Here is a 24,158-nt window from a genome sequence, read left to right as displayed (position 1 = left end):
CCAGAGTCGGCGTCCATGCCCGACGGCCGAGCTAAAACCCGACTTGTTCAAAGTGCTTGGTTCCTATCGGATTGATAGGATACTCTCGCCCTGTTCGAACCCGCCTCGAACTCCTGCCCGCCACGATCGCCCGAACCGGAGCCGCTCATGAGAACCCTGATCCTGCTCGCTCTGGTCGGCCTCGGCGCCCAACTGGTCGACGGCAGTCTCGGCATGGCGTACGGCGTCACGTCCACGACGCTGTTGCTCGCCATCGGCACGAATCCAGCTGCGGCGTCGGCCACCGTGCATCTCGCCGAGATCGGCACCACCCTGGCGTCCGGCGCATCGCACTGGCGGTTCGGGAACGTGGACGGGAGGGTCGTCGCGAAGATCGGAGTCCCCGGCGCGCTGGGCGCCTTCGCCGGTGCGACCTTCCTCTCGTCGTTGTCCACGGACGTCGCCAAGCCCGTGATGTCGCTGATTCTCCTCTCCCTGGGCGTCTACGTGCTCGTCCGCTTCACCGTGCAGGGTCTGCCGACCAGGTCGGACAAGCCGATGCGCAAGCGATTCCTCGCGCCACTGGGCCTCCTGGGAGGTTTCATGGACGCGACGGGTGGCGGCGGTTGGGGCCCGGTCGGCACACCGGCACTCCTGGCGAGCGGGCGGATGGAACCGCGCAGGGTGATCGGTACCATCGACACGTCGGAGTTCCTCGTCGCCGTCGCCGCGAGCGGTGGCTTCCTGCTCGGCATGGCCGGCGAGGGCATCGACTACGCGTGGGTGCTCGCACTGCTCGTCGGCGGCCTCGTCGCGGCGCCGATCGCGGCATGGCTCGTCCGGCGCGTCCCGCCGCGCGTCCTCGGCTCCCTGGTGGGCGGGGTCATCGTGCTGACCAACTCCCGGACCCTGCTCGACAGCGACTGGATCGCCGCGCCCGAGGCCACGAGGATCCCGGTCTACGTGGTGATCTGGATCGGCTGGGCCGCGGCCGTGGCCTGGTCCGTCCGAGCCCACCGTGTCGGCGCCCGGTCCCGGGAGGACGGCAGCTCGCTCGACCATGATCCGACGTCGAGCGAGCGCACGCCGGTGTCGTGACCGACGACCGCTCCACCGGGCGGCTGCCGCGTCACGACTACGGCTCGCCCCGGTCGTCCGTGCCCGTGCAGCGAGCGACCTCCTATGGTGTAGGCATGACTTCCGACCGCGCTGCCGTCATCACCGTGTCGGACCGCTGTGCCCGCGGTGAGTCGGAAGACCGTTCCGGCCCTCTCCTGGTACAGGTCCTCGCCGAGCACGGGATCAGCGACGTGGTCACCCGCGTCGTGCCGGACGGCGTCGAATCCGTCCGGGACGTCCTGCGCTGGACGCTCGCCCAGCGTGCCCGCCTGATCCTCACCACCGGTGGCACCGGCGTCACTCCCCGCGATCTCACCCCCGAGGGCACCCGAGGTCTGCTCGACACGGAGATCCCCGGCATCGCCGAGGCGATCCGGGCCAGGGGCGCGGAGGGCGGGATTCCCACGGCCGTACTGTCCCGTGGTCTTGCCGGCATCATCCGGGCGCCCAACGGCAGTCGGCCGGCGGTCGTCATCAACCTGCCCGGCTCCACGGGAGGCGCGCGCGACGGCGCCGAGATCGTTCTACCGCTGTGGCCGCATCTTCGCGAACAGCTCGACGGCGCCGATCACCCCGCCCCACCCGAGCAGTAGCCGACCCGCCGGCGAACCGTGGCGTAGGGAGCGATCAGCCACCCGCGAAGGGCGGGAGCACGTCCACGGTCGTCCCGTCGGGCACCGGGGTCTCGTCCGACGTCGCCCGGGCTCCCGCCACGAGAAGCGCGCACCTCGGCAGGACCTCGCCCAACGCCGCCCCGTGCCGCGCGGCCAGCTCGGTGCGCAGGCCGGCCGCCGTCGTCGGGCCCGGAAGGGCTTCCGAGGCGACACCCGCTGCCTCCCTCGCTCCCGCGAAGTACCGCACCTGGATCACGAGGCCTCGGCCTCTCGCTCGGCTCCCGGCCGCACCCAGTCGCCCGACCTGCCGCCCGTCTTCGCGACGAGGCGGACGTCGGCGAGCGACACCGACCTGTCCAGTCCCTTGACCATGTCGACCACGGCGAGCCCGGCGACGGACACGGCGGTCAGCGCCTCCATCTCCACCCCGGTACGGTCCGCGGTGCGGACGGTGGCCGTGATGTCGACGCCGCCATCGGTCACCTCGAGGTCCACCACCGCGCCGTGCACGCCGATCACGTGCGCGAGGGGCAGGAGCTCCGCGGTGCGCTTGGCCCCCGCGATGCCGGCGATGCGCGCCACGGCGAGCACGTCACCCTTGGGCACCTCGCCCGAGCGGAGCGCCGCGACGACCTCGGGCGCGCAGGCGACGCGACCGGTCGCCGTCGCGGATCGCACGGTGGGCTGCTTGGCGGTGACGTCGACCATGCGGGCCTGGCCGCGGTCGTCGAGATGGGTGAAGGTCACCCGCCCAGCGTAGAAGATCGCGTGCCTGCCTCCGCGGCCGTCTCGGCCCGGCCTCGTGGTCAGCTCGAGCGCGCCGCCGAGCGGGCCGCGATCCTGGCCACCGCGCGCTGCGCGCCACGGGCGGCGACACGCTTGGCGAGCACGGCCGTCCCGGCGGCGACCGCGGCGAACACGGTCGCCTGGACCATGTCGAGCTCCGGGTCGTCGGGTTTGGTGGGTGCGTCTTTGCCGGTGACCTGCTTCCAGACCAGCGCCAGCGCCTTCTGCGCCGCCCATCCGGCGGCGAACGTGAGGGCGATGGTGCCGATCTTCACCGCAAGTGTCGGTTCCGTCTCATTCTCGGCCACGAACCCACCGTAGCGGCATCCGTGACGGACAGCAGAGGTAGGCTGCCGAGAACAACGACAGGGGAGCCCCCGCCGTCGACGACGCGGGCGCTGAGAGTGCGGTTCGCCGCAGACCCTCGAACCTGATCCGGTTAGCACCGGTGGAGGAAGTCGAAAGGACCTTTCATGACCATGTTCCGACGTACCGCCGTGACCGCGGCGGCCGCGTCCGTCGTGTCCGCCCTGCTGCTCGCCGGGTGCACGGGGCAGCCCGGCGACGAGCAGGACGGCGACGCCTCGCCGGCGTCGGACACCGTCACGCTCGTCACGCACGACTCGTTCGCGCTCAGCGACGGGATCCTCGACGAGTTCGAGGACGAGACCGGGCTCACGGTCGAGGTGAACGCCGCCGGGGACGCCGGCACGCTCGCGAACCAGCTCGTCCTCACCAAGGACGCGCCGCTCGGCGACGCCGTGTTCGGCATCGACAACACGTTCGCGTCACGCGTCACCGACGAAGGGGTGATCGCCGGTGACCTGGCCCAGATCGACCGCGGAGACGTCTGCATCAACGCGGACAAGGAATGGTTCGCCGAGCAGGACCTGGACATCCCCGAGACCCTCGAGGACCTGACCGAGCCCGAGTACCAGGGCCTGCTCGTCGTGACCAACCCGGCGACGTCGTCCCCGGGGCTCGCGTTCCTGCTGGCGACGTACAGCGCGTTCGGTGACAACGGCTTCGGCGACTACTGGGCGGCGCTGCGGGACAACGACGTCAAGGTCGTCGACTCGTGGGAGGACGCCTACTACGTCGACTTCTCCGGCGCGGACGGCGACGGCGACCGGCCGCTCGTCCTGTCCTACTCGACGTCCCCGGCCTACACCGTGACCGACGACGGCGAGTCCACCACCACCGCGCTCCTCGACACCTGCTTCCGCCAGGAGGAGTACGCCGGTGTCCTTGCCGGCGCCGACAACCCGGACGGCGCCTGGGAGCTCGTGCGGTTCCTGCAGTCCGACACGGTCCAGGAAGACCTGCCCGGCTCGATGTACATGTATCCGGCCGACGAGGACGCCGCCCTGCCGGAGGAATGGGTCGAGCACGCCCCGCTCGCCGACGACCCGTACGAGGTGGACCCGGAGGAGATCGCGGCGCACCGTGACGAGTGGATCGAGGCGTGGACCGCGATCGTGCTGGGGTGAGCGCTCGGCGGATTGCCGGAGCGTCAGGGGACCAGGCGCGGACGCGTTCACGGGCCCCAGGAGGCCCTCCACTTCGGGAAAGATACGTCCGCGCCTGGTCCCCTGACGCTCCGGCAATCCGCCGAGCGCTCGCCTGGGCATCGATCGCGCTCGTCCCGCTGTTGTTTGTCGGGCTGTTCTTCGCGTGGCCCGTCGCGATGCTGGTGGCGCGTGGATTCGTTGCCGACGGCGCGCTCGACCTCACCGGGTTCGCGGACGTCCTCGGCCGCCCGCGCACCTGGCGCCTCGTCGGCCTCACGCTCGCCCAGTCCTTCCTCGGCACCGGGTTCGCGCTCGTCGCCGGGCTGCCGGTCGCCTTCCTGCTGTACCGCCGCACGTTCCCCGGCCGGGGCCTGCTGCGCGGACTGGTCACGGTCCCGTTCGTGCTGCCCACCGTCGTGGTCGGCGTGGCGTTCCGCAGTCTGTTCGTGCCCGACGGCGCGCTGGGGTTCCTCGGCCTGGAGGAGACTCTCGGCGGGATCGTCGTCGCGCTCGTGTTCTTCAACCTGGCCGTCGTCGTGCGCACCGTCGGCGGTCTCTGGGAACGCCTCGACCCGCGCACCGAACAGGCCGCCGCCGCCCTCGGCGCCTCGCCCGGCCGCGTGTGGTGGACCGTCACGCTGCCGTCGCTCGCCCCCGCGCTCGTGTCGGCCGCCTCGGTGGTGTTCCTGTTCTGCGCGACGGCGTTCGGCGTCGTCATGGTGCTCGGCGGCGCACGATACGGCACGGTGGAGACCGAGATCTGGGTGCGCACCACCCAGTTCCTCGACCTGCGGTCGGCGGCCGTGCTCTCGATCCTCCAGCTCGTCGTCGTCGCCACCGCCCTCGCCGTCTCCGCACGCACGCGCAGCCGGCGCGAGGCCGCCCTGCACCTCGTCAGCGACCGGACCTCCGCCGTGCCGCTGCGCCGATCGCGTGGCGACGTCGCGGCGGTCGCGGCCACGGCCGCCGTCGTCGGCGGGCTGATCCTGCTGCCGCTCGGCGGCCTCGCGCTGCGCTCGTTCCGTGGGCCCGACGGCCGCCTCGGGCTCGCCAACTACGCGGCGCTCGGCACCACCGGCGAACGCGGCGCCCTGACCGTCACGGTCTGGGAGGCCCTCGGCAACTCGCTCCGCACGGCCGCATGGGCGTGCGCGATCGCGCTCGTCGTGGGCGGGCTCGTGGCGCTCCTCGCGTCCCGGCGGCCGCGCGGCACCGGGGCCCGGCGCGCCGTGTCCCTGCTCGACGGCCTGTTCATGCTGCCCCTCGGGGTGTCCGCGGTGACCGTGGGCTTTGGGTTCCTCGTCACCCTCGACCAGCCGCTCGGCGTCGAGTACGACCTGCGGACCTCGCCGGCGCTCGTGCCGATCGCGCAGGCCGTCGTCGCGGTCCCGCTCGTCACGCGCACCGTCCTGCCCGTGCTGCGTGCCATCGACCCGCGGCTGCGCGAGGTCGCCGGAACCCTCGGCGCGGGTCCCTGGGCCGTGCTGCGCACCGTGGACCTTCCGCTCGCGGCCCGATCCCTCGGGCTCGCCGTCGGGTTCGCGTTCGCCGTGTCCCTCGGGGAGTTCGGCGCGACGTCGTTCCTCGTGCGGCCGCAGAGCGAGACGCTGCCCGTCGTGATCTTCCGGCTCATCGGACGGCCGGGGGCCGAGAACTACGGGATGGCGCTCGCGGCGTCGGTGGTGCTGGCCGCCCTCACCGCGGTCGTGATGATGCTGGCGGAGCGCCTGCGGGGCGATCATGGCGGAGGAGAGTTCTGATGATCTCGCGTGGCTCGGGTACCGGGTCGAATGATGCGGTCACCGCCGCTCGAGCTGACGGCGGCGGGGCCGGGCTCGCCGTGCGCGACGTCGTCGTGCGCTACGCGAAGGCACCCGGTGGGTTGTGGCGCCGCACGAGGGCCACCACGGTCGCCGTCGACCACGTCTCGCTCGACGTGGACCAGGGCGAGATCGTCGCGCTGCTCGGGCCGAGCGGATGCGGCAAGTCGTCCCTCCTGCGCGCCGTCGCCGGGTTGGAACCGCTCGCCGACGGCACGGTCACCTGGGACGACGGCGACCTCACCGGCGTGCCGGTACACCGCCGCCAGTTCGGCCTGATGTTCCAGGACGGGCAGCTCTTCCCGCATCGCGACGCCGGGCGCAACGTCGCCTACGGGCTCGAGGCGCAGCACGTCCCGGCTCCCGAGCGGGCCGAGCGCGTCGCCGGGCTGTTGGAGCTCGTGGGCCTCGCGGGCTACGAACGGCGCCGGGTCGCGACGCTGTCCGGGGGAGAGCGGCAGCGGGTGGCGCTCGCGCGGGCCCTCGCACCGCGCCCGCGGCTGCTGCTCCTCGACGAGCCGCTCTCCGCACTGGACCGCCGTCTGCGCGAGCGCCTGGCCGCGGAGGTGCGCCGGGTCCTCAAGGAGACGGGGACGACGGCGCTCTTCGTCACCCATGACCACGACGAGGCCTTCGCGGTGGCCGACCGGGTGGGGGTCATGTCCGGTGGGCGGCTGCTCCAGGTCGCCCCGCCCGAAGAACTGCGCGAGAAGCCGGCCACGGCGGAGGTCGCGGAGTTCCTGGGCCCGTGATCCGGTGGTCGGCCGCGCCGTGCGGGACGACTCAGCTGCCGCCGTCGTCGGACAGTAGGTTTGTGCACATGCGCACCGAGCTTGCCAAGCAGCCTGTCGACGCCACGACCACGTCCGCCTGGGCGGACCTCTCCCGGCTCTCCGAGGACCTCGAACCCGACCTGCGGGGCTGGTTCGACGCCGACCCCGGCCGCGCCGAGCGGTTCGCCTTCCAGGCCGCGGACCTGTACGTGGACCTCTCCAAGAACCTGCTGACCGACGACGTCCTGGCGGCGCTCGTCGCCCTCGCCGAGCAGACCGGCGTCGCCGAGCGCCGGGACGCGATGTTCTCCGGCGAGCACATCAACACGACCGAGGACCGTGCCGTCCTGCACACCGCCCTGCGCCGGCCCGCCGGCACCCTCCCCGCGCTGCACGTGGACGGCCAGGACATCGACGCCGACGTGCGGGCCGAGCTGGAGAAGGTCTACGCCTTCGCCGAGAAGGTGCGTTCGGGCGAGTGGACCGGCGTCACCGGCCAGAGGGTCCGCACCATCGTGAACATCGGGATCGGCGGCTCGGACCTCGGCCCGGTCATGGCCTACGAGGCCCTGGAGCCCTACGTCGCGGACGGGCTGGAGTGCCGGTTCGTCTCGAACATCGACCCGACGGACGTCGCGCAGAAGACCGCCGGCCTCGACCCCGCGACCACCCTGTTCATCGTCGCCTCGAAGACGTTCGGCACGCTGGAGACGCTCACCAACGCCCGGCTCGCTCGCGACTGGCTCTGGCGCTCGCTCGTGGAGGCCGGCGCGATCGAGGACACCGACGAGGGGCGGGCGGGCGCCGTCGCGAAGCACTTCGTGGCGGTCTCCACCGCGTTGGACAAGGTGGCGGCCTTCGGCATCGACCCCGAGAACGCCTTCGGGTTCTGGGACTGGGTGGGCGGCCGGTACTCGATGGACTCGGCGATCGGGACGTCGCTGGCGATCGCCGTCGGGCCGGAGCGGTTCAGCGAGCTGCTCGCGGGATTCCACGCGATGGACCAGCACTTCGCGACCGCGCCGCTCGAGCAGAACGTCCCGGTGCTGATGGGCCTGCTGAACGTCTGGTACACCAACTTCCGTGACGCGCACACGCACGCCGTCCTGCCGTACGCGCAGCAACTGCACCGCTTCCCGGCGTACCTGCAGCAGCTCACGATGGAGTCGAACGGCAAGTCCGTGCGCTGGGACGGCTCGCCCGTCACGGCCGACACCGGCGAGGTCTTCTGGGGCGAGCCCGGCACCAACGGGCAGCACGCGTTCTACCAGCTCATCCACCAGGGGACGCGCCTGATCCCGGCGGACTTCATCGCGGTCGCACAGCCTGCGTACGGGCTGACGGACCCGGTGGGCGACGGCAAAGCCGTGTCCCCGGGCGCCGACGTGCACGGCCTGTTCCTGGCGAACTTCTTCGCGCAGACGAAGGCGCTGGCGTTCGGCAAGACGGCGGACGAGGTCCGCGCGGAGGGCACGGCCGAGGAACTCGTGCCGGCGCGGGTCTTCAGCGGCAACCGGCCGACGACGTCGATCCTCGCGCCCGCGCTCACGCCCTCGGTGCTGGGACAGCTGGTGGCGCTCTACGAGCACATCACGTTCGTGCAGGGCGCCGTGTGGGGGATCGACTCGTTCGACCAGTGGGGCGTGGAGCTCGGCAAGAAGCTCGCCCTGGAGATCGCTCCCGCGGTAGCGGGGGACGAGGCGGCCCTGGCCGCGCAGGACGCCTCGACGGCCGCCCTCATCGCGAGGTACCGCGAACTCCGCGCCTGACCCGGCCCACGGCCGCCAACGCCCCACGGCCGCCGGCCGACGCCGGCCGGCACCCGCCGTCGGCCGGCCCTTCGGGGCGCGACCCGCCGTCGTGCGTGGTGGGAGCCTTTCCCCCGTGCACGACGGCGGGGTGGCCGAACCCGGTATCACGCCGTGGTCGCCGAACCTGGCCTCAGTGCGTGCCGGCCGCCCAGGGGAGGTTGGCCGTGCCCGCGGACGGGAGGAACGTGGCGCGCGAGCGTTGCATGACCCAGAGCAGTGCCTGACGCTGGTTCTCCAGTTCGGCGGGCTCCGCCGCCGCGTGCTCGGCCCGCTCGTGCAGCATCGCGAGCTCGGTAGCGGCCTGCTGGTACTCGCGCATGGCCGCGCCAGCGGCGCGGCCGCCGCGGGAGGTCGCCCACTCGCGGGCGGCCCTGCGGGCCTTCAGCGAGCTGAGCATCTGTACGTCGACCATCGTCACCACGCCCGTCGGGATGTACTTCGGCAGGTAGTGGAGGATGAGGCCGACGAGCCGGCGGCGCTCCTTCTGCACGACCACGACCAGGACAATCATCACCACGAGGCCGATCAGGTACGCCGAGGCCAGGCCGCCGATCCCGCGGGACGACGCCGCGTTCCACAGGCTGTGCAGGGCGATCGCGCCCACGAGGCCGATCAGGGGCGCCGAGAACCGGAGCGTGCCGGGCCGGCTCATCGCCGCGACCGCGACGCCGATCCCGGTCATGGCGGTGCACAACGGGTGCAGCAGCGGCGCGATGACCGCGCGCATGAGGAACACGAAGCCGAGCTGATCCTCCTCGGCGGCCTCGATGAAGTAGGTGATGTTCTCCGTGGCGGCGAAGCCCAGGCCGACCATCGAGGCGTAGATGATGCCGTCGGTGAGGCCGTTGAGCTCGTGGCGGCGGAACCAGAGCATGCCGAACAGCACGAAGGCCTTGAGGACCTCCTCCACGATCGGCGCGCCGACCACCGCCGTCCAGTACCAGCCGTCGTCGGCGCTCACGAGCAGGTCGGTGATGACCACGAAGTGGAGGGTGTTCAGCACCATCGAGACCAGTGCCGCCACCCCGGCACCCCACAGGAACGCGAGGACCAGCGCGTTCTTGGGCTCCGGCTCCATCCGGTCGAGCGCGAGGATCACCGGCAGCCAGATCCCGAGCGGGAGCAGCGCGAGGAGCAGCCCCACGACGAACGAGGCCCCGCCGTCGACCGCGTCGAACGCGAGCACGATCATCAGGCACACGGAGGAGAACGCGATGGCCACGATGACCCCCGTGGGCGCCCGGCCTGGCGGGCGGCCGCGAAGGATCGCGCTCGGGTCGACGGTCATGGACGCAGAGCCTAGTGAACGTGGCCTCCCCGGGGCGAGCCCGGCTCGACGGTAGCCTGTCGTCCGTGCACAACGTCGCCCTCGAGCTGGCCGTCCAGGACCCCGCAGGCGCGCGGATCGCGTCCGACGTCGGCGCCCGGCGCGTGGAGCTGTGCTCCGCGCTCGGGGCGACGGGCGGGATCACGCCCAGCGCAGCCCTCATCGAGGCGGCGATCGACGCCGCCGCCGTGGTGCCCGAGACGGCGGGCGCCCCGATCCTGGAGGTCCACGTCCTCGTCCGGCCGCGCCCGGGCGGGTTCACGTGGTCGGCCGAGGAGCGCGCCCTCATGGTTCGCGAGACGGTCCTGTCGGTCGACGCAGGGGCCGACGGCGTCGTCGTGGGCGCCCTCACTCCCGAGGGAGCCGTGGACGAGGACACGATCCGCGCCCTCGTGGCGGCCGCCGGCGACGCCGAGGTGACGTTCCACCGGGCACTCGACGTCGTCCCGGATCAACTCACGGCGCTCGCCGTGCTCGCGGACCTCGGTGTCACGCGCGTCCTGACCTCGGGCGCCGCCGCCCGGGCGGTCGACGGCGTGGACCGGCTGGCGCTGCTGGCGGAGCGCAGCGCCGACCTGGGCGTGGAGATCATGGCGGGTGGCGGCGTCCGGCTCGAGGACGTCCCGGCCCTGGCCGCCGCGGGAGTCGACGCGATCCACCTGAGCGCGAAGCGCGCCGTGGCCGAGGACGGCGGTCCGGGCGGTGGCACCGGAGGCTACGAGGTCACCGACGACGCCATCGCCCACGCCGTCGCGAAGGCCGTCCGCGAGCTGCAGCTGCGGTAGGTAGTCGCGCGAGCCGTGCCGAGACGCCACCGAGGCAGCACGCCGGCTGCGGCGTACTGCCTCGGTATCGGGGGTCTGCCGGGGCAGCACACCGCGCTGGGCGGGTACTGCCCCGGTGGGGATCACCCGGTCAGGAAACGCTCGGCGGCGTCACCGAGATCAGGCCGACACGGTCGCCGAACTGCGTCCGGTGCAGCTTGACCTCCGTGCCGAGGCCGACGCCGTCGTCCACGGGGTCACCGGTCCCGGCCGGGGCCGGGAAGCCGAAGTCCTCCCCGAACCAGTCGGGCAGCAGGTTCCCGTCCGGGTCGACGATCCGGAACGAGTAGGGGCTGTTCCCGACCGACGGCACCGTGACCGACGCGTCGACGTCCCGGTAGAACAGGCCCTCGTCCCGCACCTCGATGCCCGGGTACCAGCCCTTGTCGTCGGTGAAGGCACGCACCGGCGCCAGCGGCGCGACGTCGGTGCAGAACTCGTTCGTCAGGTCGTCGTCGGCCACGATGCACTCGGTCAGCGGGTACGTCGGCCGGAGGCCGAACGCCGCGTTGGAGGACTGCGGACGCGACGGCATGTTCTTCAGCACCGACGTGTCCGGCGTCGCGGACGCGTCGCGGCGCAGCGGGTCGAAGTGGCTGTCCACGATGAGCAGACCACCCTTCGAGCCCAGGCTCGGCAGCGCGCTCAGGTTCGCCGTAATGTGGTTGGCGTTCCCGTACGTCGTGTCCCGGTACCAGACCAGCATGCCGGGCACGTTGTACGAGAACTTCTCGACCTTCCACGCCTCGCTCTGCGGGGCCGCGTAGGTGGAGTCGTACGCGTACCTCAGCCCTTCGTCGAAGCCGTCCGCGTTGCGCCACTCGATGATGTAGTACTGCGCCTGCGTCGAGGACCCCGCGTGCTGGTGCCAGCCCTGACCCGTGGTGTCCACCCAGGTGGAGACCTCGTTCGTCCAGCCGTTGGCACCGGACTCGGTGTCGTCCGACCACACGGTCTCGCCGTCGACCACGAGCGCGAAGTCGTCCGCGAACCAGCCGCGTTCCAGGAACGCCGCGTCGGTGGCGTACCGCAGGCGCAGGTCCACGGTGGACCCGGCGTAGGCCGACAGGTCCACGAAGTGCTGTGCCCAGCCGTGCGTGTCGCCCGTCAGGCCGTACCGCTTGCCGCCGAAGTCGCTCAGCCGGCCGTTCGGGTCGGCGTAGCCGTCACCGGTGGTGACCTCCGCGCCCTCCGCGTCGTAGACCTTCACCTCGTCCCAGGTCGCGCCGCCGTCCGTGGAGACCTCGACGAAGCCGTAGTCCCAGTCGGCCTCGATGACGTAGTCGTTCCACATCGAGAACGTCGCCTCGGTACCGGCCGGCACGTCGAGGCTCCGGGACAACCGCACGTCCGCCCAGTCCTGGTCGGCGCCGGTGTACCACGAGTTCTCGCCCGAGTGCGGCTCGGTGAGGAACAGGTCCTTGTCCGGCAGGTTGATCTTGATGCCGTCCTCGGTACCCCGCAGCGGACGCGAGTTCTGGCCCACGCGGACCATCCGCCGGTCGTCGCCCGGCTCGATCTCGAGCGGGTCGGCCCAGCCGAGCACGTACTTGTCCCACACACCCATGTGCGTCGGCATCGACTGGAAGATCGGGCCGGCGTGCGAGCCGGAGCTCATCAGGTCCCAGAAGTCGACGTCGGAGTCGCCGTCGCCGGACGTGTCGTACAGGTCGGGCAGGCCCAGGTCGTGGCCGTACTCGTGCGCGAACACGCCGACGCCCGAGTCCTCGGGCTGCACGATGTAGTTCGACAGCTTCAGGTCGGTCCCCGGGATGTCCGCACCGCCGGCCACCGCCGACGAGTGCGCCCAGATGGCGTACGTGCCCTCGTCGCCGCCGCCACCCGACTTGTCGGCGCCGGCGTGCACCAGGACCACGTGGTCGATCACGCCGTCCGGCTCGAAGAGGTCGCCGTCACCGTCGCGGTCCGACTGGTCCTCGACGTCGTAGTCCTCCCACGGGAAGTCGGGGACGGCCTCGGCGAGCGCCGCCACCGCGTCGATCGGGAGCTGGCCCGGGCCCAGCGGGTTGTCCGGGTGGCCCTGCATGCCCTGGTAGGCGCCGGCCTCCCACTCGCCCTCCTCGTTGAGGAAGCAGCGGGTCGCCCCGTACCACCCCTCCGAGTGCGGCACCGTGACCCACGGGGTCGCCTCGCCCGACACGGTGTAGGCGCCCTGCGACATCTCCTCGTACATGTTCTTCATCGTGTAGCCCGAGATGTCGAAGCCGGGTTCGCCGTCGGGCCCGGTGAGATCCGTACGCACGCGGTCCGTGATGCCCTCGTCGGTGAACAGCATGTCGTTGTAGTGCCCGGGCGAGAAGTCCGGCACCCACATGGAGTTGTTGTCCTCGAGCTCCATCGAGCCCGGGTCCGGGAGGTTGTTGTGCTTGGGGCCGTTCTGGATGTTGCCGGGCATGCACTCCGACGAACCCCAGTACGTGGGAACCATCGAGTCGGTGAAGTCGTCGTCGACGTCGTCCGCGAACTCGACCAGGATCGTCAGGAGCTTGGCCTCCTGAGTGGTCTCCGCCTGCTTGTACCGGGGCTTCTTGCCGTGGTGCCCGCCGCCGTGGTGCCCGCCGCGCCGGACGGCGTCGCTGCCGTCGGCCAGGGCTTGCGCCGCACGGCGCTCGCGGATGTCGGCGGGGCTGCCGCCCTGCTCGATGGCCTGTGCCTCCGCCGCGGCGAGCTGCTCGGCGGTGGCGGGGTTGCCGCCCGCGTACTTGGACTCGAGCTCCTCGGCCGCGGCCTGGACCGCGGCGTCCACGGTCGTTCCGGTGCCGCTGCCGGGCGCGTGCTCGACGATCCGGCCGTTCTCGGTGATCTCGATGTCGGTGCCGACGTCGGGCTGGACGGCGGCCTCGGCATAGTTGATGTAGTACTCGGAAGCGCTGATCGCGGGGTCGGGGGTGGGCTGGGCCGTCGCGGCGCCCTGCGTGGTCGCCAGGCCGGCGACCGTCAGGGCGACGACGGGGAGGGTAGCCACCGTGCACCGCGCGACGCGTCTGGTGTTGTGTGCCATGGGTCACACCGAACCAGAGTGTGACATTCCTGTGAAGGGCGTCGTGGGAATTTCATCCGCCCGACGTGCGACCATTCCGGCATGCCGTACGAGATCCGCCCCGTCCGGGCCACGCAGTGGCGCGAGATCCGTGACCTGCGCATGGACGCCCTGCGGGACGAGGCGGCGCCCCTCGCCTTCCTCTCCACGTACGAGGAGGAGTCCGCCTACCCCGACGAGTTCTGGATCCGTCGCGCCCGGACGTCGTCCCTCGACGCCGGCCCGGCCGCGGACGCCCGGCAGTTCGTCGCGATGTCCGACGACGGTCGGTGGGTGGGCACCGCCGTCACCCTGATCGAGCGCGCCGGGCAGCGGGACTTCGAGGAGAGGCGGATCGAGCGCGACGGCGCGCACGTCGTCGGCGTCTACGTCCGGCCCGAGCACCGCGGGCACGGGCTGATCGACGACCTGTTCGACGCCGCGCTCGGCTGGGCCCGGGAACGGGCGCTGCACCGCGCCCGGCTGTACGTGCACCGGGACAACGCCCGGGCGCAGGGCGCCTACCGCCGGCTCGGCTTCACCGCGACCGGCGCGACGTTCACGGGAGCCATGGGGCCGGAGCTGGAGATGGCGCGGATCCTGTGACACCCTTCCTCGGCACCGTCGGCACCGTCGGCACCGTCGGCACCGTCGGCACCCTGCCGTGTCGCGCCCTTCGTCGCATCGGGTCTCCGGTGCGATGATGCGGGCATGACTTCCGCCGCACCCGCCGACGTCGTCGGACGCCTCACCGTGGAGCAGAAGGCTCGCCTCGTCGGTGGGGTGTCCTACTGGACCACCGCCGACCTTCCCGGCGTCCCCGCTGTGTTCCTCGCGGACGGCCCGCACGGCGTGCGCCGCCTCGACCCGGCGAACGGCGCGATCGCGGGGGCCGAGCCCGCCACCTGCTACCCGCCCGCGGTGGCCCTGGGCGCGACCTTCGACGTCGGCCTGGCCGAACGCGTCGGCGCCGCGATCGGTGCCGAGGCGGCCGAGAGGGGCGTCGGCGTCGTCCTCGGACCCGGCGTGAACATCAAGCGCTCCCCGCTGTGCGGGCGGAACTTCGAGTACGTGTCCGAGGACCCGCTGCTGGCCGGGCATGTCGGAGCCGCTCTCGTGCGCGGCATCCAGTCCGCCGGCGTCGGCGCGTGCGTCAAGCACTTCGTCGCCAACGACCAGGAGACCGAGCGGCTGCGCGTCTCGGCCGACGTCGACGAGCGCACCCTGCGCGAGATCCACCTGCGGCCGTTCCAGCGCGTGGTCACCGAGGCCCGGCCCTGGACCGTGATGAGCTCCTACAACCGGGTCAACGGCACCTATGTCGGCGAGGACCCGCGTCTGCTCACCGGCGTACTGCGTGACGAGTGGGGGTTCGACGGACTCGTCGTCTCCGACTGGGTCGCCGTCGACGACCGCATCGCGGCCCTGCGCGCCGGGCTCGACCTCGAGATGCCCGCACCCGGTGAGGCGCGCGTCCGGCAGATCGTCGAGGCCGTGAAGTCCGGCGACCTGCCCGAGGCCGACGTCGACCGTGCGGCCCGGCGCGTCGTCGCGCTGGCCCACCGCGTCCGCGACGCCGAGGGCCCGGCCGACGCCACCGACCTCGTCGACCACCACGAACTGGCGCGGGAGGCCGCCGCCCGCGCCATCGTGCTCCTGCGGAACGAGCCCGTCGCCCGCGCCGGCGACGAGGCCCCTGCCGGCGACGAGGCGCCCGCCCGCGACGACGGCCCCGCCCCGCTGCTCCCGCTCGCGAAGGACGCCCGGATCGCCGTCGTCGGCGAGCTCGCCCGCACGCCCCGGTACCAGGGAGCCGGATCCTCGCAGGTGGTCCCCACCCGGCTGGACGACGCCCTCACCGCCCTCACCGAGGACTACCCCGACCTGGCGTTCGCCCCCGGCTACGCGCTCGGCCGCGAGGCGGGCGACGACACCGCGCTCGCGGCGGAGGCGGTCGCGGAGGCGAGCGACGCCGACGTCGTCCTCTTCTTCGCCGGCCTACCGGACGACGCCGAGGCGGAGGGGCGCGACCGCACCCACATCGACCTGCCGGCCGTCCAGGTCGACCTGCTCGAGTCCGTGCTCGACGTGAACCCGCGCGTGGTCGTCGTGCTGTCCAACGGCTCCGTGGTGCGGCTCCCGTTCGCGGACCGCGTCCCCGCGGTCGTCGAGGGCTGGCTGCTGGGCCAGGCCGGCGGCTCCGCCACGGCCGACGTGCTCACCGGCCGCGTCAACCCCTCCGGCCGACTGTCGGAGACGATCCCGCACCGCCTCGCCGACGGTCCTGCCTACCTGGACTTCCCGGGCGAGGACCTGCACGTCCGGTACGCCGAGGGGGTGTTCGTGGGTCACCGCTGGTACGACGCCCGTGACCTCGACGTCGCGTTCCCGTTCGGGCACGGGCTGTCCTACACGACGTTCGGCTACGACGGCCTCACGGTGACGGCAGGCGACGACGAACTGCGCGTCACCCTCACCCTCACCAACACGGGCGACGTGCCCGGCCGTGAGGTGGTGCAGTGCTACGTGGGCCGGGACGCGTCCGCCGTGGCGCGTCCGCCGCGCGTGCTCGCCGCGTTCGACGTCGTCGAGCTGGAGCCCGGCGAGTCCCGGCGCGTGGAGCTCACCGTGCCCAGGAGCGATCTGGCGCACTGGAGCGTGCGGGAGGACGGCTGGGTCACCGAGAGCGGCACGTGGCGCGTCGAGGTCGGCGCGTCCAGCCGCGACCTGCGGGCCACGGCCGAGATCGAGATCGCCGGGGACGACGCCTTGCGGCCGATCACCCGCGCGTCGTCCCTCCGGGAGGCGGCCGCCGACCCGACGGTGGGCCCGCTGGTGACGAGCGCGATCGAGACCATGGACGAGGACGTGCGCGAGATGGCGCTCGCGATCCCGGTCGGCCGGATCCCGTACGTCCCGGAGGCGGGCGTGAGCGAGAAGCAGCTCGCCGATCTCATCGCGCTGTCCGACGGATCCGCGGGCCGGATCAAGCGGACGGCGGCGAAGGTGCTGGGGTCGATCTCGGTGCGTCGGAGGCTTCGGGGCTCCGCCCCGAGGTAGCGGCTCCGCCCCGCGACGGCGTTGACGCGCGCTCGGCCGGAGTTGCTACGGTGCGTGCAGCACAGCGCCGTGCCTGAGCTGTCGTGCGGGTGGGCCTGCCGTCGCGTGTGTTTGCCCCAGGAGGCCGATCATGCTGCACCAACATCGAGCCCGCCCACGTTCGCGGAGCATGCTGCTGCGCGTCGTTCTCGTGCTGCTCGCCGGGATCGCGGCGATGATCCTGGTGAACCCGTCGCAGACGGACTTCGGCGATGCCCCGGCGGAGCTCCCCGGCGGTTCGCCCACGATCGGTGAGCTCGTGCCGTTCGGGCGGTGACGACGACGGGTGACGACGAGACGACGGTGGGCGGCGGCTCGGGGGCGCCCGCCCCAGGAGAGGCCGGTGACCCAGGAAGTCAGCGACCCAGGAGATCAGTGCGCCGGCGGCGGCGCCGTGCTGGCGCGCTCCACGAGCCGCGTGGGCAGGCGCGTGTGATGCCCCTGCCGGGCGCGCGGCGCCTCGTTCTCGATCAGGGAGACGACCATGCGGAGCGCCTCGGCGCCCATCTCGCGCAGCGGCTGCGCGACGGTGGTCAGTGGTGGCCGCGCGGCCGCGGCCTCCGGGATGTCGTCGTACCCGACGACCGAGAGATCCTCCGGCACCCGCAGGCCGAGCTCGCCGGCGACCTCCACGACGTGGAGCGCCGACAGGTCGTTCGCCGCGAAGACGGCGGTGGGCCGGTCGGGCCGGTCCAGCAGCTCGTGCGCGGGCCGGTCGGAGAGGTCGGGGCGGTACCCGCCGGTGAGGACGAGGCTCGGATCCACGGTGAGCCCTGCGTCGCTCATGGCCTGGCGGTAGCCCAGTTCGCGGAGCCGGGCGGACTCGAGGTCGCGTCGTCCGCCGAGATGGCCGATGCGGGTGTGGCCCAGGCCGATGAGGTGCTCGGTCGCCATGCGTGCCCCCGCCAGGCTGTCGGAGTCGACCGTGGCGGGGCCGGTCGGACCGGTGTGCGGGTCGATGGCGACCACGGGGATGCCCTCGTCCGTCGGGACCTGGACCGTCGGGGTGACGATCACGGCGCCGTCGATCAGCGTGCCACCCAGGCGGGACAGCGAACGCCGCTCCCAGCCCACGCGATCGGAGGTGTCACCGCCGCCGGAGTAGGCCAGCAGCTCGTACCCGGTGCCCTCGACGGCCTTGGAGATCGCCTTGAGGAGCTCGGTGCTGAAGGGCTCGAACTCGGCCACCAGGACGCCGATCACGTTGGTGCGCCGGCGGCGGAGGCTGCGGGCGACGAGCGAGGACTCGTAGCCCAGCTGGTCGACCACCTCGAGGACGCGGCTCGCCGTCGTCTGAGCGACCCCGTAGCGCCCGTTGACCACCTTGGACACCGTCGCCACGGACACGCCCGCCGCCCGCGCGACGTCGGTGATCGTCACCCGGCCGGCACGGAGGCCGCCGCCCTCGGAGCCCTCCTCCGGCCGGTCGTCCGGCGACGGGACGTCGGGCGACGACGTCGTCGCCCCCGCCTCGTCACCGGTTTCTGCCCCGGTTCTACCAGGAAAATTCGTACCGCTCTGCACGAAGGAGACACTACCTTGACTACGGAGATGCCACGCGCCGAGCTTCGGTTGTTTCGAAATCGATATCGACAACGTTTGACCAACCGCTGTGTCACCTGTCACTCTCGTCGCTGACAGATCCTTCCTGTCGACTCCGTCGAAGAAGACCAAGGGGTTCAGATCATGACGAGGACGAAGCGAAGCGTGGCCGCGATCGCGCTGGGCTCGGCCGTCGCGCTGCTCGCGGCCGCCTGCGCCGGCCAGGGCGGCGGTGGTGGCGGCAGCACCGACGCCGACGCCGACACCATCACCTGGTGGCACAACTCGAACACCGGTGAGGGCAAGGAGTACTACGACCAGGTCGCCGCGGACTTCGAGGCCGAGACCGGCGTCACGGTCGAGGTCAGTGCGATGCAGCACGAGGACATGACGACCAAGCTGCAGGCGGCCTTCCAGTCCGGCAGCGACGACCAGATCCCGGACGTCTACATGAGCCGCGGAGGCGGCGAACTGCAGACCGAGGTGGAGACCGGCGTGGTCCGCGACCTCACGGAGGCCGCTGCCGACGAGATCGCCAAGATCTCGGCCTTCACGGGCCAGTACACGGTCGATGAAAAGGTTTACGCCCTCCCCTTCTCCATGGGGATCGTCGGCTTCTGGTACAACAAGGACCTCTTCGCCGAGGCCGGGATCGACGAGGTCAACCCGAGCCCCACCATCGAGGAGTTCTACGGCTACGTCGACCAGCTGGACCAGGCGGGCATCACGCCGATCTCGGTGGGCGCCAAGGACGCCTGGCCGGCCGCGCACTACTGGTACTACGCCGTCGTCCGCGAGTGCCCGTTCGAGACCGTGGAGAACGCGATCGCGAACACGGACTACTCGGACCCGTGCTTCATCAAGGCGGGCGAGGACGTCGAGGACATCATCGCGAAGGAGCCGTTCAACAAGGGCTTCCTCTCCACGGGCGCCCAGGAGGGCCCGACGTCGGCCTCCGGCCTCCTGGCGACCGAGAAGGTGGCCATGGAACTGGCCGGCCACTGGGAGCCCGGCGTGGCCGGCGGCCTGACCGAGGACGAGCAGGTGCCGGACTTCCTCGGCTGGTTCGCGTTCCCGACGTTCGACGGCCAGGGCGGGGACCCGGCCGACCAGATGGGCGGCGGTGACGCGTGGTCCGTGTCGTCCGGTGCGCCGGACGCGGCGGTCGACTTCGCCAAGTACCTCCTGTCCGACGAGGTCCAGCAGGGCTTCGCCGAGCGCGACATGGGTCTGCCGACCAACCCGGCGGCGACCGGCTCCGTGGCCGACGAGACGCTCGCGCAGCTGATCCCGGTGCGGGACGGCGGCGGCAACACCCAGCTCTACCTGGACACGCGCCTGGGGCAGTCCGTCGGCGGCGCGATGAACGACGAGATCGCGCTCATGTTCGCCGGCCAGGCGGGCCCGCAGGACATCGTCGACGCGATCCAGTCGGCAGCAGAGTCGGAGTGACTGACGTGGCAGACGACGTGACCACGCGGGACGTGGCCGCCTCGCCTGCGACGTCGCCCGCGCGCGGAGCCGCCGGCCGCACCTCCCGGGTGCGGCCGGCGGCCCCCGCGCGGGGCGGACGCCGCGGGGTGAACTCGCAACTGCGCAAGCGCCTGGAGATCGTCTTCTTCGTGGCGCCCGCCCTCGCGCTCTTCGGACTGTTCGTCATCGTCCCGATCGCGACGGCCGTGCAGATGTCCCTCTTCCGGTGGAAGGGCATCGGGCCGCTCGTCGACTTCGTGGGCCTGCGGAACTACGTGTCCGTGCTGACGAACGACGTCTTCACCGGCGCGGTCGTGCACAACCTGGTCATCGTCGGCCTGTCGATCCTCATCCAGCTTCCGCTGGGACTGGCGATCGCACTGCTCCTGAACCGCAGGATGTGGGGGCAGAGCGCACTGCGGACCATCATCTTCGTGCCGTACGTGCTGGCCGAGGTGGTCGCCGGTGTGATCTGGCTGCAGCTGCTGCAGCCGCAGTACGGCGTCATCGACGGGATCCTCGATGCCGTCGGCCTGGGCAGCCCGGAACAGGGCTGGCTCGGCGACCCGGACCTGGCGTTGTGGACCCTGATGGTGGTCCTCACGTGGAAGTACCTCGGCCTGGCCGTCATCCTCTTCCTCGCCGGCCTGCAGGGCGTGCCCGAGGAACTCTACGAGGCGGCCCAGCTCGACGGCGCCACGTGGTGGCAGGTGCAGCGCAAGATCACCATCCCGCTGCTCGGCCCGACCCTGCGCACCTGGGGCTTCCTGTCGATGATCGGCTCGCTCCAGCTCTTCGACATGGTGTGGATCCTGACCCGCGGCGGCCCGGCGAACGCCACGACCACCATGGCGACCTTCCTGATCAACGAGGGCACCGAGCGAAGCAACTTCGGGATCGCCGGTGCCGCCTCCGTGGTGCTGTTCGTCGTCGCGCTGTTCATGGCGGTGCTCTACCAGCAGCTGATCCTGCGTCGCGACACGCGTCCCGAGACCGGGAGGAACTGACGAATGAGCGCATCGACGATGAACGATCTCTCCCTGGCCCCCACGACGCGGAACCGACGCCCAGGATCACTCCGGCCCACGAACGTCATCGTGTACGGCATCGCGCTGGTGGTCGTGGCGCTCACGCTCGGGCCCGTGATCTACGGGGTGCTGGGCGGGTTCCGGACCAACGCCCAGCTCGCCGAGACGCCGGCCGGCCTGCCCGACCCCTGGGTGCTGGACAACTACGTGGGCGTCCTCACCAATCCGACGTTCTGGCAGTACACCTGGAACTCCGTGGGCGTGTCGCTCATCACGACGGCGGTCGTGGTGGTCTTCGGCGTCATGGCCGCGTACCCGCTGGCGCGCTACGAGTTCAAGGGGCGCGAGGGCCTGTTCATGGTGTTCGTGGTCGGACTGCTGTTCCCGGCCACCGTCGCCATCGTGCCGCTGTTCATCCTCATCACCCAGAACCTGCAGCTCGGCAACACCTGGATCGGCGTCGCGCTGCCCCAGGCCGCCTTCGCGCTGCCGATGACCGTGGTGATCCTGCGCCCGTTCCTGATGGCGCTGCCCAAGGAGCTCGAGGAGGCGGCCATGATCGACGGCGCCAGCCGGATCGGCTTCTTCTGGCGGATCCTGATCCCGCTGTCCGGGCCGGGCATGGTCACCGTGGGCGTGCTGGCCTTCGTGGCGTCCTGGAACGCGTACCTGCTGCCGCTGCTCCTGCTGCAGGGCGACATGAAGACCCTGCCCCTCGGCGTCGCGGACTTCTCGTCGGAACACGCCTCCGACACCGCAGGCGTCTTCGCCTTCACCTCCCTCGCGATGATTCCGGCTCTCGTGTTCTTCCTGGCGATGCAGAAGCGGATCGTCAACGGACTCCAGGGTGCGGTCAAGGGCTGACGGCGGCCGGGACGGAACGGCCTGAAAGCCCCCAGGACAGCATCCAGCACTTTGCAGAAAGGACGGTCCGATGACGGATCTCGAAGTGGCCCTGCCGGCGATGCCGGAGGCGTCGGAGCGTGTGCGGGACCTGCTCGCGCAGATGACGCTCGAGGAGAAGCTGGCCCAGATCGTCGGGTACTGGCTGGACCAGGGCGGCAACGTCGTCGCACCCATGCAGGGTGAGATGGGCGGCGGGGGTGCCTCCGGCGAGCTCGCCGAGGTCACGAAGCACGGCCTGGGGCAGTACACGCGCGTGTACGGCACGCGACCGGTCGACCCCGCGGAACGTGCCGCCTGGCTGTGGGAGGAGCAGCGGCGACTGAAGCGGGAGACCCGGCTCGGGATCCCGGCCGTCGTGCACGAGGAGTGCCTGACCGGCCTCGCCGCCTGGCAGGCCGCGACCTTCCCCACGCCGCTGGCCTGGGGTGCGTCGTTCGACCCGGCGCTCGTCGAGGAGATGGGCCGGGCGATCGGCGAGTCCATGTCGCAGCTCGGCGTGCACCAGGGCCTCGCCCCGGTGCTCGACGTCGTCCGCGATCCCCGCTGGGGACGCGTCGACGAGTGCATTGCCGAGGACCCGTACGTGGTGGGCACGATCGGCACGTCGTACGTCCGCGGCCTCCAGGATGCGGGCGTGCACGCCACGCTGAAGCACTTCGTGGGCTACTCCGGTTCCCGGGCCGGCCGCAACCACGCGCCCGTGAGCGCGGGTCCGCGCGAGATCGCGGACACCTACCTGCCGCCGTTCGAGATGGCGGTGCTGGACGGCGGCGTGCGCTCCGTCATGAACTCGTACACGGACGTGGACGGGATGCCGATGGCCGCGAACGCGGAGTACTTCACGACGCTGCTGCGCGAGAAGTGGGGCTTCACGGGCGTCGTCGTCTCCGACTACTTCGCCGTGGCCTTCCTCACCGTGATGCACGCCGTCGCGGCGGACCGCGGCGACGCGGCCGCGCAGGCCCTCACCGCGGGGATCGACGTCGAGCTGCCGTCCGGCGACGCCTTCCTCGCGCCGCTCGCGGAGCGGATCCGATCCGGCGAGTACGAGGAGGCGTACGTGGATCGCGCGGTCCTGCGCGTCCTCGCGCAGAAGGAGGAGCTCGGCCTGCTCGAGCCGGACGCCTTCGAGGACGATCCGCCCACGGCGATCGACCTCGACCCGCCCGGGCACCGCGACATCGCGCGCCGGCTCGCGGAGGAGTCCGTGGTGCTGCTCGCGAACGACGGCGTGCTGCCGCTGACCGGAACCGACGCCGCGTCGCCGCGCCGGCTGGCCGTGATCGGGCCGAACGCCGACCGGCCCGAGGCGCTCATGGGCTGCTACTCGTTCGCCAACCACGTGCTGGCCCATCACGACCAGGTCGACATCGGTTTCGAGATTCCGTCCGTGCTGGAGGCGCTGCGCGGCGAGCTGCCCGCCGCCGAGCTGACGTACACCGCGGGCTGCACCGTGGACGGCGCCGACACCTCCGGGTTCGCGGAGGCGGTCGCCGCCGCGGAGGCCGCGGACGTCGCCGTCGTGGTGGTCGGCGACCAGGCCGGCCTGTTCGGCCGGGGCACCGTGGGGGAGGGCAACGACAGCGAGTCGCTCGAGCTGCCCGGCGTGCAGCGCGAACTGGTCGAGGCGGTCGCCGCGACCGGCACGCCCGTGGTGATGGTGCTGCTCACCGGGCGCCCGTACAGCATCGGCTGGGCGCTCGACGGCGCCGGGGCACGCCCGGCGGCCGTGCTCCAGGCGTTCTTCCCGGGCGAGGAGGGTGGCACCGCGGTCGCGCGGGTCGTGTCGGGCCGGGTCAACCCGTCCGGGCGGCTGCCCGTGTCGCTGCCGCGGAGCACCGGGTCGCAGCCGTACGCGTACCTGCAGCCGATCCTGGGCGGCCCGTCAGAGGTGACGAGCACCGATCCGACGCCCACCCGGCCCTTCGGGTTCGGCCTGTCGTACACGACCTTCGAGCGCGAGCTGGTGGCGGTGGACGCGGAGGTCCCGGCGGGCGGGGCGTTCCGCGCCGTCGTGCGGGTCACCAACACGGGAGGCGTCGCCGGGGCCGATGTCGTGCAGCTGTACGGGCACGACGTGGTCGGGTCGATCGCGCGGCCGACCGCACAACTTCTCGGCTACGAGCGGGTGACGCTCGAGCCTGGCCAGGCGGCGACCGTGACGTTCGACGTGCCCACGCAGCGGTTCGCGTTCTCCGGGAGGGACCTGGTGCGGATCGTCGAGCCGGGTGACGTCGAGGTGTGGGCCGGTGCGAGCGCGGGTGACAGCGTCGTCAGGGTGGTGGCCGAGGGCATCGCCGACACCGACGACGTGCGGGCCGCCGCTGGAGACGGTCAGCCGTCGGGCGTCGAGGGCGTGGCGGGGACGAACCACGAGCCCGCCAGGGCCCGCCGGACCGTGCGCATCACGGGCGAGGCGCACGAGGTGACGACGTCGGACCGTCGCTGGGTCACGGCGACGATCGCGCGCTCCTGAGCCATCGGCGGGTGGCGGCCTCCGGGTGAA

At 72.0% G+C, this 24,158-nt stretch carries 20 protein-coding genes and 1 riboswitch; of the genes, 14 read left to right on the top strand and 6 right to left on the bottom strand.

Annotated elements, in window-relative coordinates:
• The first annotated feature begins 147 nt into the window (after positions 1-147).
• Together IIE03_RS09305 and IIE03_RS09300 are read left to right on the top strand one after the other, a co-directional pair.
• Positions 148-1,077, top strand: coding sequence for a sulfite exporter TauE/SafE family protein (locus IIE03_RS09305; RefSeq protein ID WP_192862478.1), 930 nt, complete (start codon positions 148-150; stop codon positions 1,075-1,077).
• A gap of 95 nt (positions 1,078-1,172) precedes the next feature.
• Entirely contained in the window at positions 1,173-1,691 is a 519-nt protein-coding gene (locus IIE03_RS09300) for a MogA/MoaB family molybdenum cofactor biosynthesis protein (protein WP_192862477.1), read from the top strand.
• 34 nt (positions 1,692-1,725) lie between these two features.
• Here IIE03_RS09300 and IIE03_RS09295 read toward each other — a convergent pair whose 3' ends face one another.
• Genes IIE03_RS09295 through IIE03_RS09285 form a run of 3 tightly spaced genes read right to left on the bottom strand, consistent with a single transcriptional unit; the run spans position 1,726 to position 2,806 of the window.
• A complete protein-coding gene (locus tag IIE03_RS09295) occupies positions 1,726-1,968 on the bottom strand; it encodes a MoaD/ThiS family protein (protein WP_192862476.1) in 243 nt (80 codons plus the stop codon).
• Complete coding sequence (moaC, locus tag IIE03_RS09290; protein WP_192862475.1) at positions 1,965-2,459, bottom strand: cyclic pyranopterin monophosphate synthase MoaC; 495 nt, start codon at positions 2,457-2,459, stop codon at positions 1,965-1,967. Before moaC ends, IIE03_RS09295 begins: the two co-directional genes overlap by 4 nt.
• A gap of 59 nt (positions 2,460-2,518) precedes the next feature.
• Positions 2,519-2,806 (bottom strand): DUF4235 domain-containing protein, encoded by a 288-nt coding sequence (locus IIE03_RS09285; protein ID WP_192862474.1) that lies wholly within the window; start codon positions 2,804-2,806, stop codon positions 2,519-2,521.
• A 49-nt stretch (positions 2,807-2,855) separates the two neighbouring features.
• A riboswitch (TPP riboswitch) is annotated at positions 2,856-2,972 on the top strand.
• Here IIE03_RS09285 and IIE03_RS09280 point away from each other — a divergent pair.
• From IIE03_RS09280 to pgi, 4 genes are all read left to right on the top strand, one after another.
• The gene (locus tag IIE03_RS09280) at positions 2,972-3,988 is read left to right on the top strand and encodes a thiamine ABC transporter substrate-binding protein (RefSeq protein ID WP_192862473.1); all 1,017 of its coding nucleotides are present in this window, start codon (positions 2,972-2,974) and stop codon (positions 3,986-3,988) included. (Overlaps the previous riboswitch by 1 nt.)
• Positions 3,989-4,185: 197 nt before the next feature.
• Positions 4,186-5,769: an ABC transporter permease gene (locus tag IIE03_RS09275; protein WP_192862483.1), complete on the top strand. Its 1,584-nt coding sequence runs from the start codon at positions 4,186-4,188 to the stop codon at positions 5,767-5,769.
• The gene (locus IIE03_RS09270; RefSeq protein ID WP_192862472.1) at positions 5,769-6,581 is read left to right on the top strand and encodes an ABC transporter ATP-binding protein; all 813 of its coding nucleotides are present in this window, start codon (positions 5,769-5,771) and stop codon (positions 6,579-6,581) included. Before IIE03_RS09275 ends, IIE03_RS09270 begins: the two co-directional genes overlap by 1 nt.
• A gap of 68 nt (positions 6,582-6,649) precedes the next feature.
• A complete protein-coding gene (gene pgi, locus IIE03_RS09265) occupies positions 6,650-8,371 on the top strand; it encodes a glucose-6-phosphate isomerase (protein WP_192862471.1) in 1,722 nt (573 codons plus the stop codon).
• Positions 8,372-8,543: 172 nt separating this feature from the next.
• Here pgi and IIE03_RS09260 read toward each other — a convergent pair whose 3' ends face one another.
• Positions 8,544-9,701 (bottom strand): PrsW family intramembrane metalloprotease, encoded by a 1,158-nt coding sequence (locus tag IIE03_RS09260; protein WP_192862470.1) that lies wholly within the window; start codon positions 9,699-9,701, stop codon positions 8,544-8,546.
• A gap of 65 nt (positions 9,702-9,766) precedes the next feature.
• Here IIE03_RS09260 and IIE03_RS09255 point away from each other — a divergent pair, with 65 nt between their 5' ends.
• Positions 9,767-10,525: a copper homeostasis protein CutC gene (locus IIE03_RS09255; protein WP_192862469.1), complete on the top strand. Its 759-nt coding sequence runs from the start codon at positions 9,767-9,769 to the stop codon at positions 10,523-10,525.
• A 130-nt stretch (positions 10,526-10,655) separates the two neighbouring features.
• On the opposite strand, the gene IIE03_RS09250 is transcribed toward IIE03_RS09255, so the two are convergent.
• A complete protein-coding gene (locus IIE03_RS09250) occupies positions 10,656-13,550 on the bottom strand; it encodes an immune inhibitor A domain-containing protein (RefSeq protein WP_318842889.1) in 2,895 nt (964 codons plus the stop codon).
• Positions 13,551-13,667: 117 nt separating this feature from the next.
• Between IIE03_RS09250 and IIE03_RS09245 the strand changes: the two genes are divergently transcribed.
• The 3 genes from IIE03_RS09245 to IIE03_RS09235 all read left to right on the top strand — a co-directional run bounded on the left by IIE03_RS09245 (position 13,668) and on the right by IIE03_RS09235 (position 16,980).
• Positions 13,668-14,210 carry a GNAT family N-acetyltransferase gene (locus IIE03_RS09245; RefSeq protein ID WP_192862467.1) on the top strand — a complete coding sequence of 181 codons (543 nt, stop codon included), beginning with the start codon at positions 13,668-13,670 and terminating at the stop codon, positions 14,208-14,210.
• A gap of 105 nt (positions 14,211-14,315) precedes the next feature.
• Positions 14,316-16,664, top strand: coding sequence for a glycoside hydrolase family 3 C-terminal domain-containing protein (locus IIE03_RS09240; protein ID WP_192862466.1), 2,349 nt, complete (start codon positions 14,316-14,318; stop codon positions 16,662-16,664).
• Between the two features lie 130 nt (positions 16,665-16,794).
• Positions 16,795-16,980 carry a hypothetical protein gene (locus IIE03_RS09235; RefSeq protein ID WP_192862465.1) on the top strand — a complete coding sequence of 62 codons (186 nt, stop codon included), beginning with the start codon at positions 16,795-16,797 and terminating at the stop codon, positions 16,978-16,980.
• Positions 16,981-17,075: 95 nt separating this feature from the next.
• Here the strand turns inward: IIE03_RS09235 and IIE03_RS09230 are convergent, their stop codons facing one another.
• Entirely contained in the window at positions 17,076-18,083 is a 1,008-nt protein-coding gene (locus tag IIE03_RS09230) for a LacI family DNA-binding transcriptional regulator (protein WP_192862482.1), read from the bottom strand.
• A 306-nt stretch (positions 18,084-18,389) separates the two neighbouring features.
• Between IIE03_RS09230 and IIE03_RS09225 the strand changes: the two genes are divergently transcribed.
• The 4 genes from IIE03_RS09225 (at position 18,390) to IIE03_RS09210 (ending at position 24,128) form a co-directional block, all read left to right on the top strand.
• On the top strand, positions 18,390-19,697 hold the full coding sequence (locus IIE03_RS09225; RefSeq protein WP_192862464.1) for an extracellular solute-binding protein: 1,308 nt from the start codon (positions 18,390-18,392) through the stop codon (positions 19,695-19,697).
• A gap of 5 nt (positions 19,698-19,702) precedes the next feature.
• Positions 19,703-20,725, top strand: coding sequence for a carbohydrate ABC transporter permease (locus tag IIE03_RS09220; protein WP_192862481.1), 1,023 nt, complete (start codon positions 19,703-19,705; stop codon positions 20,723-20,725).
• A 3-nt stretch (positions 20,726-20,728) separates the two neighbouring features.
• Entirely contained in the window at positions 20,729-21,610 is an 882-nt protein-coding gene (locus IIE03_RS09215) for a carbohydrate ABC transporter permease (RefSeq protein ID WP_192862463.1), read from the top strand.
• 70 nt (positions 21,611-21,680) lie between these two features.
• Entirely contained in the window at positions 21,681-24,128 is a 2,448-nt protein-coding gene (locus IIE03_RS09210) for a beta-xylosidase/alpha-l-arabinosidase (protein ID WP_192862462.1), read from the top strand.
• Positions 24,129-24,158 lie beyond the last annotated feature (30 nt).

The sequence above is a fragment of the Myceligenerans pegani genome, from assembly GCF_014892515.1.
GTDB lineage: Bacteria > Actinomycetota > Actinomycetes > Actinomycetales > Cellulomonadaceae > Myceligenerans > Myceligenerans pegani.
The sequence above is the reverse complement of the archived record's forward strand: the minus strand, read 5'-3'. Positions and strand labels throughout refer to the sequence as shown.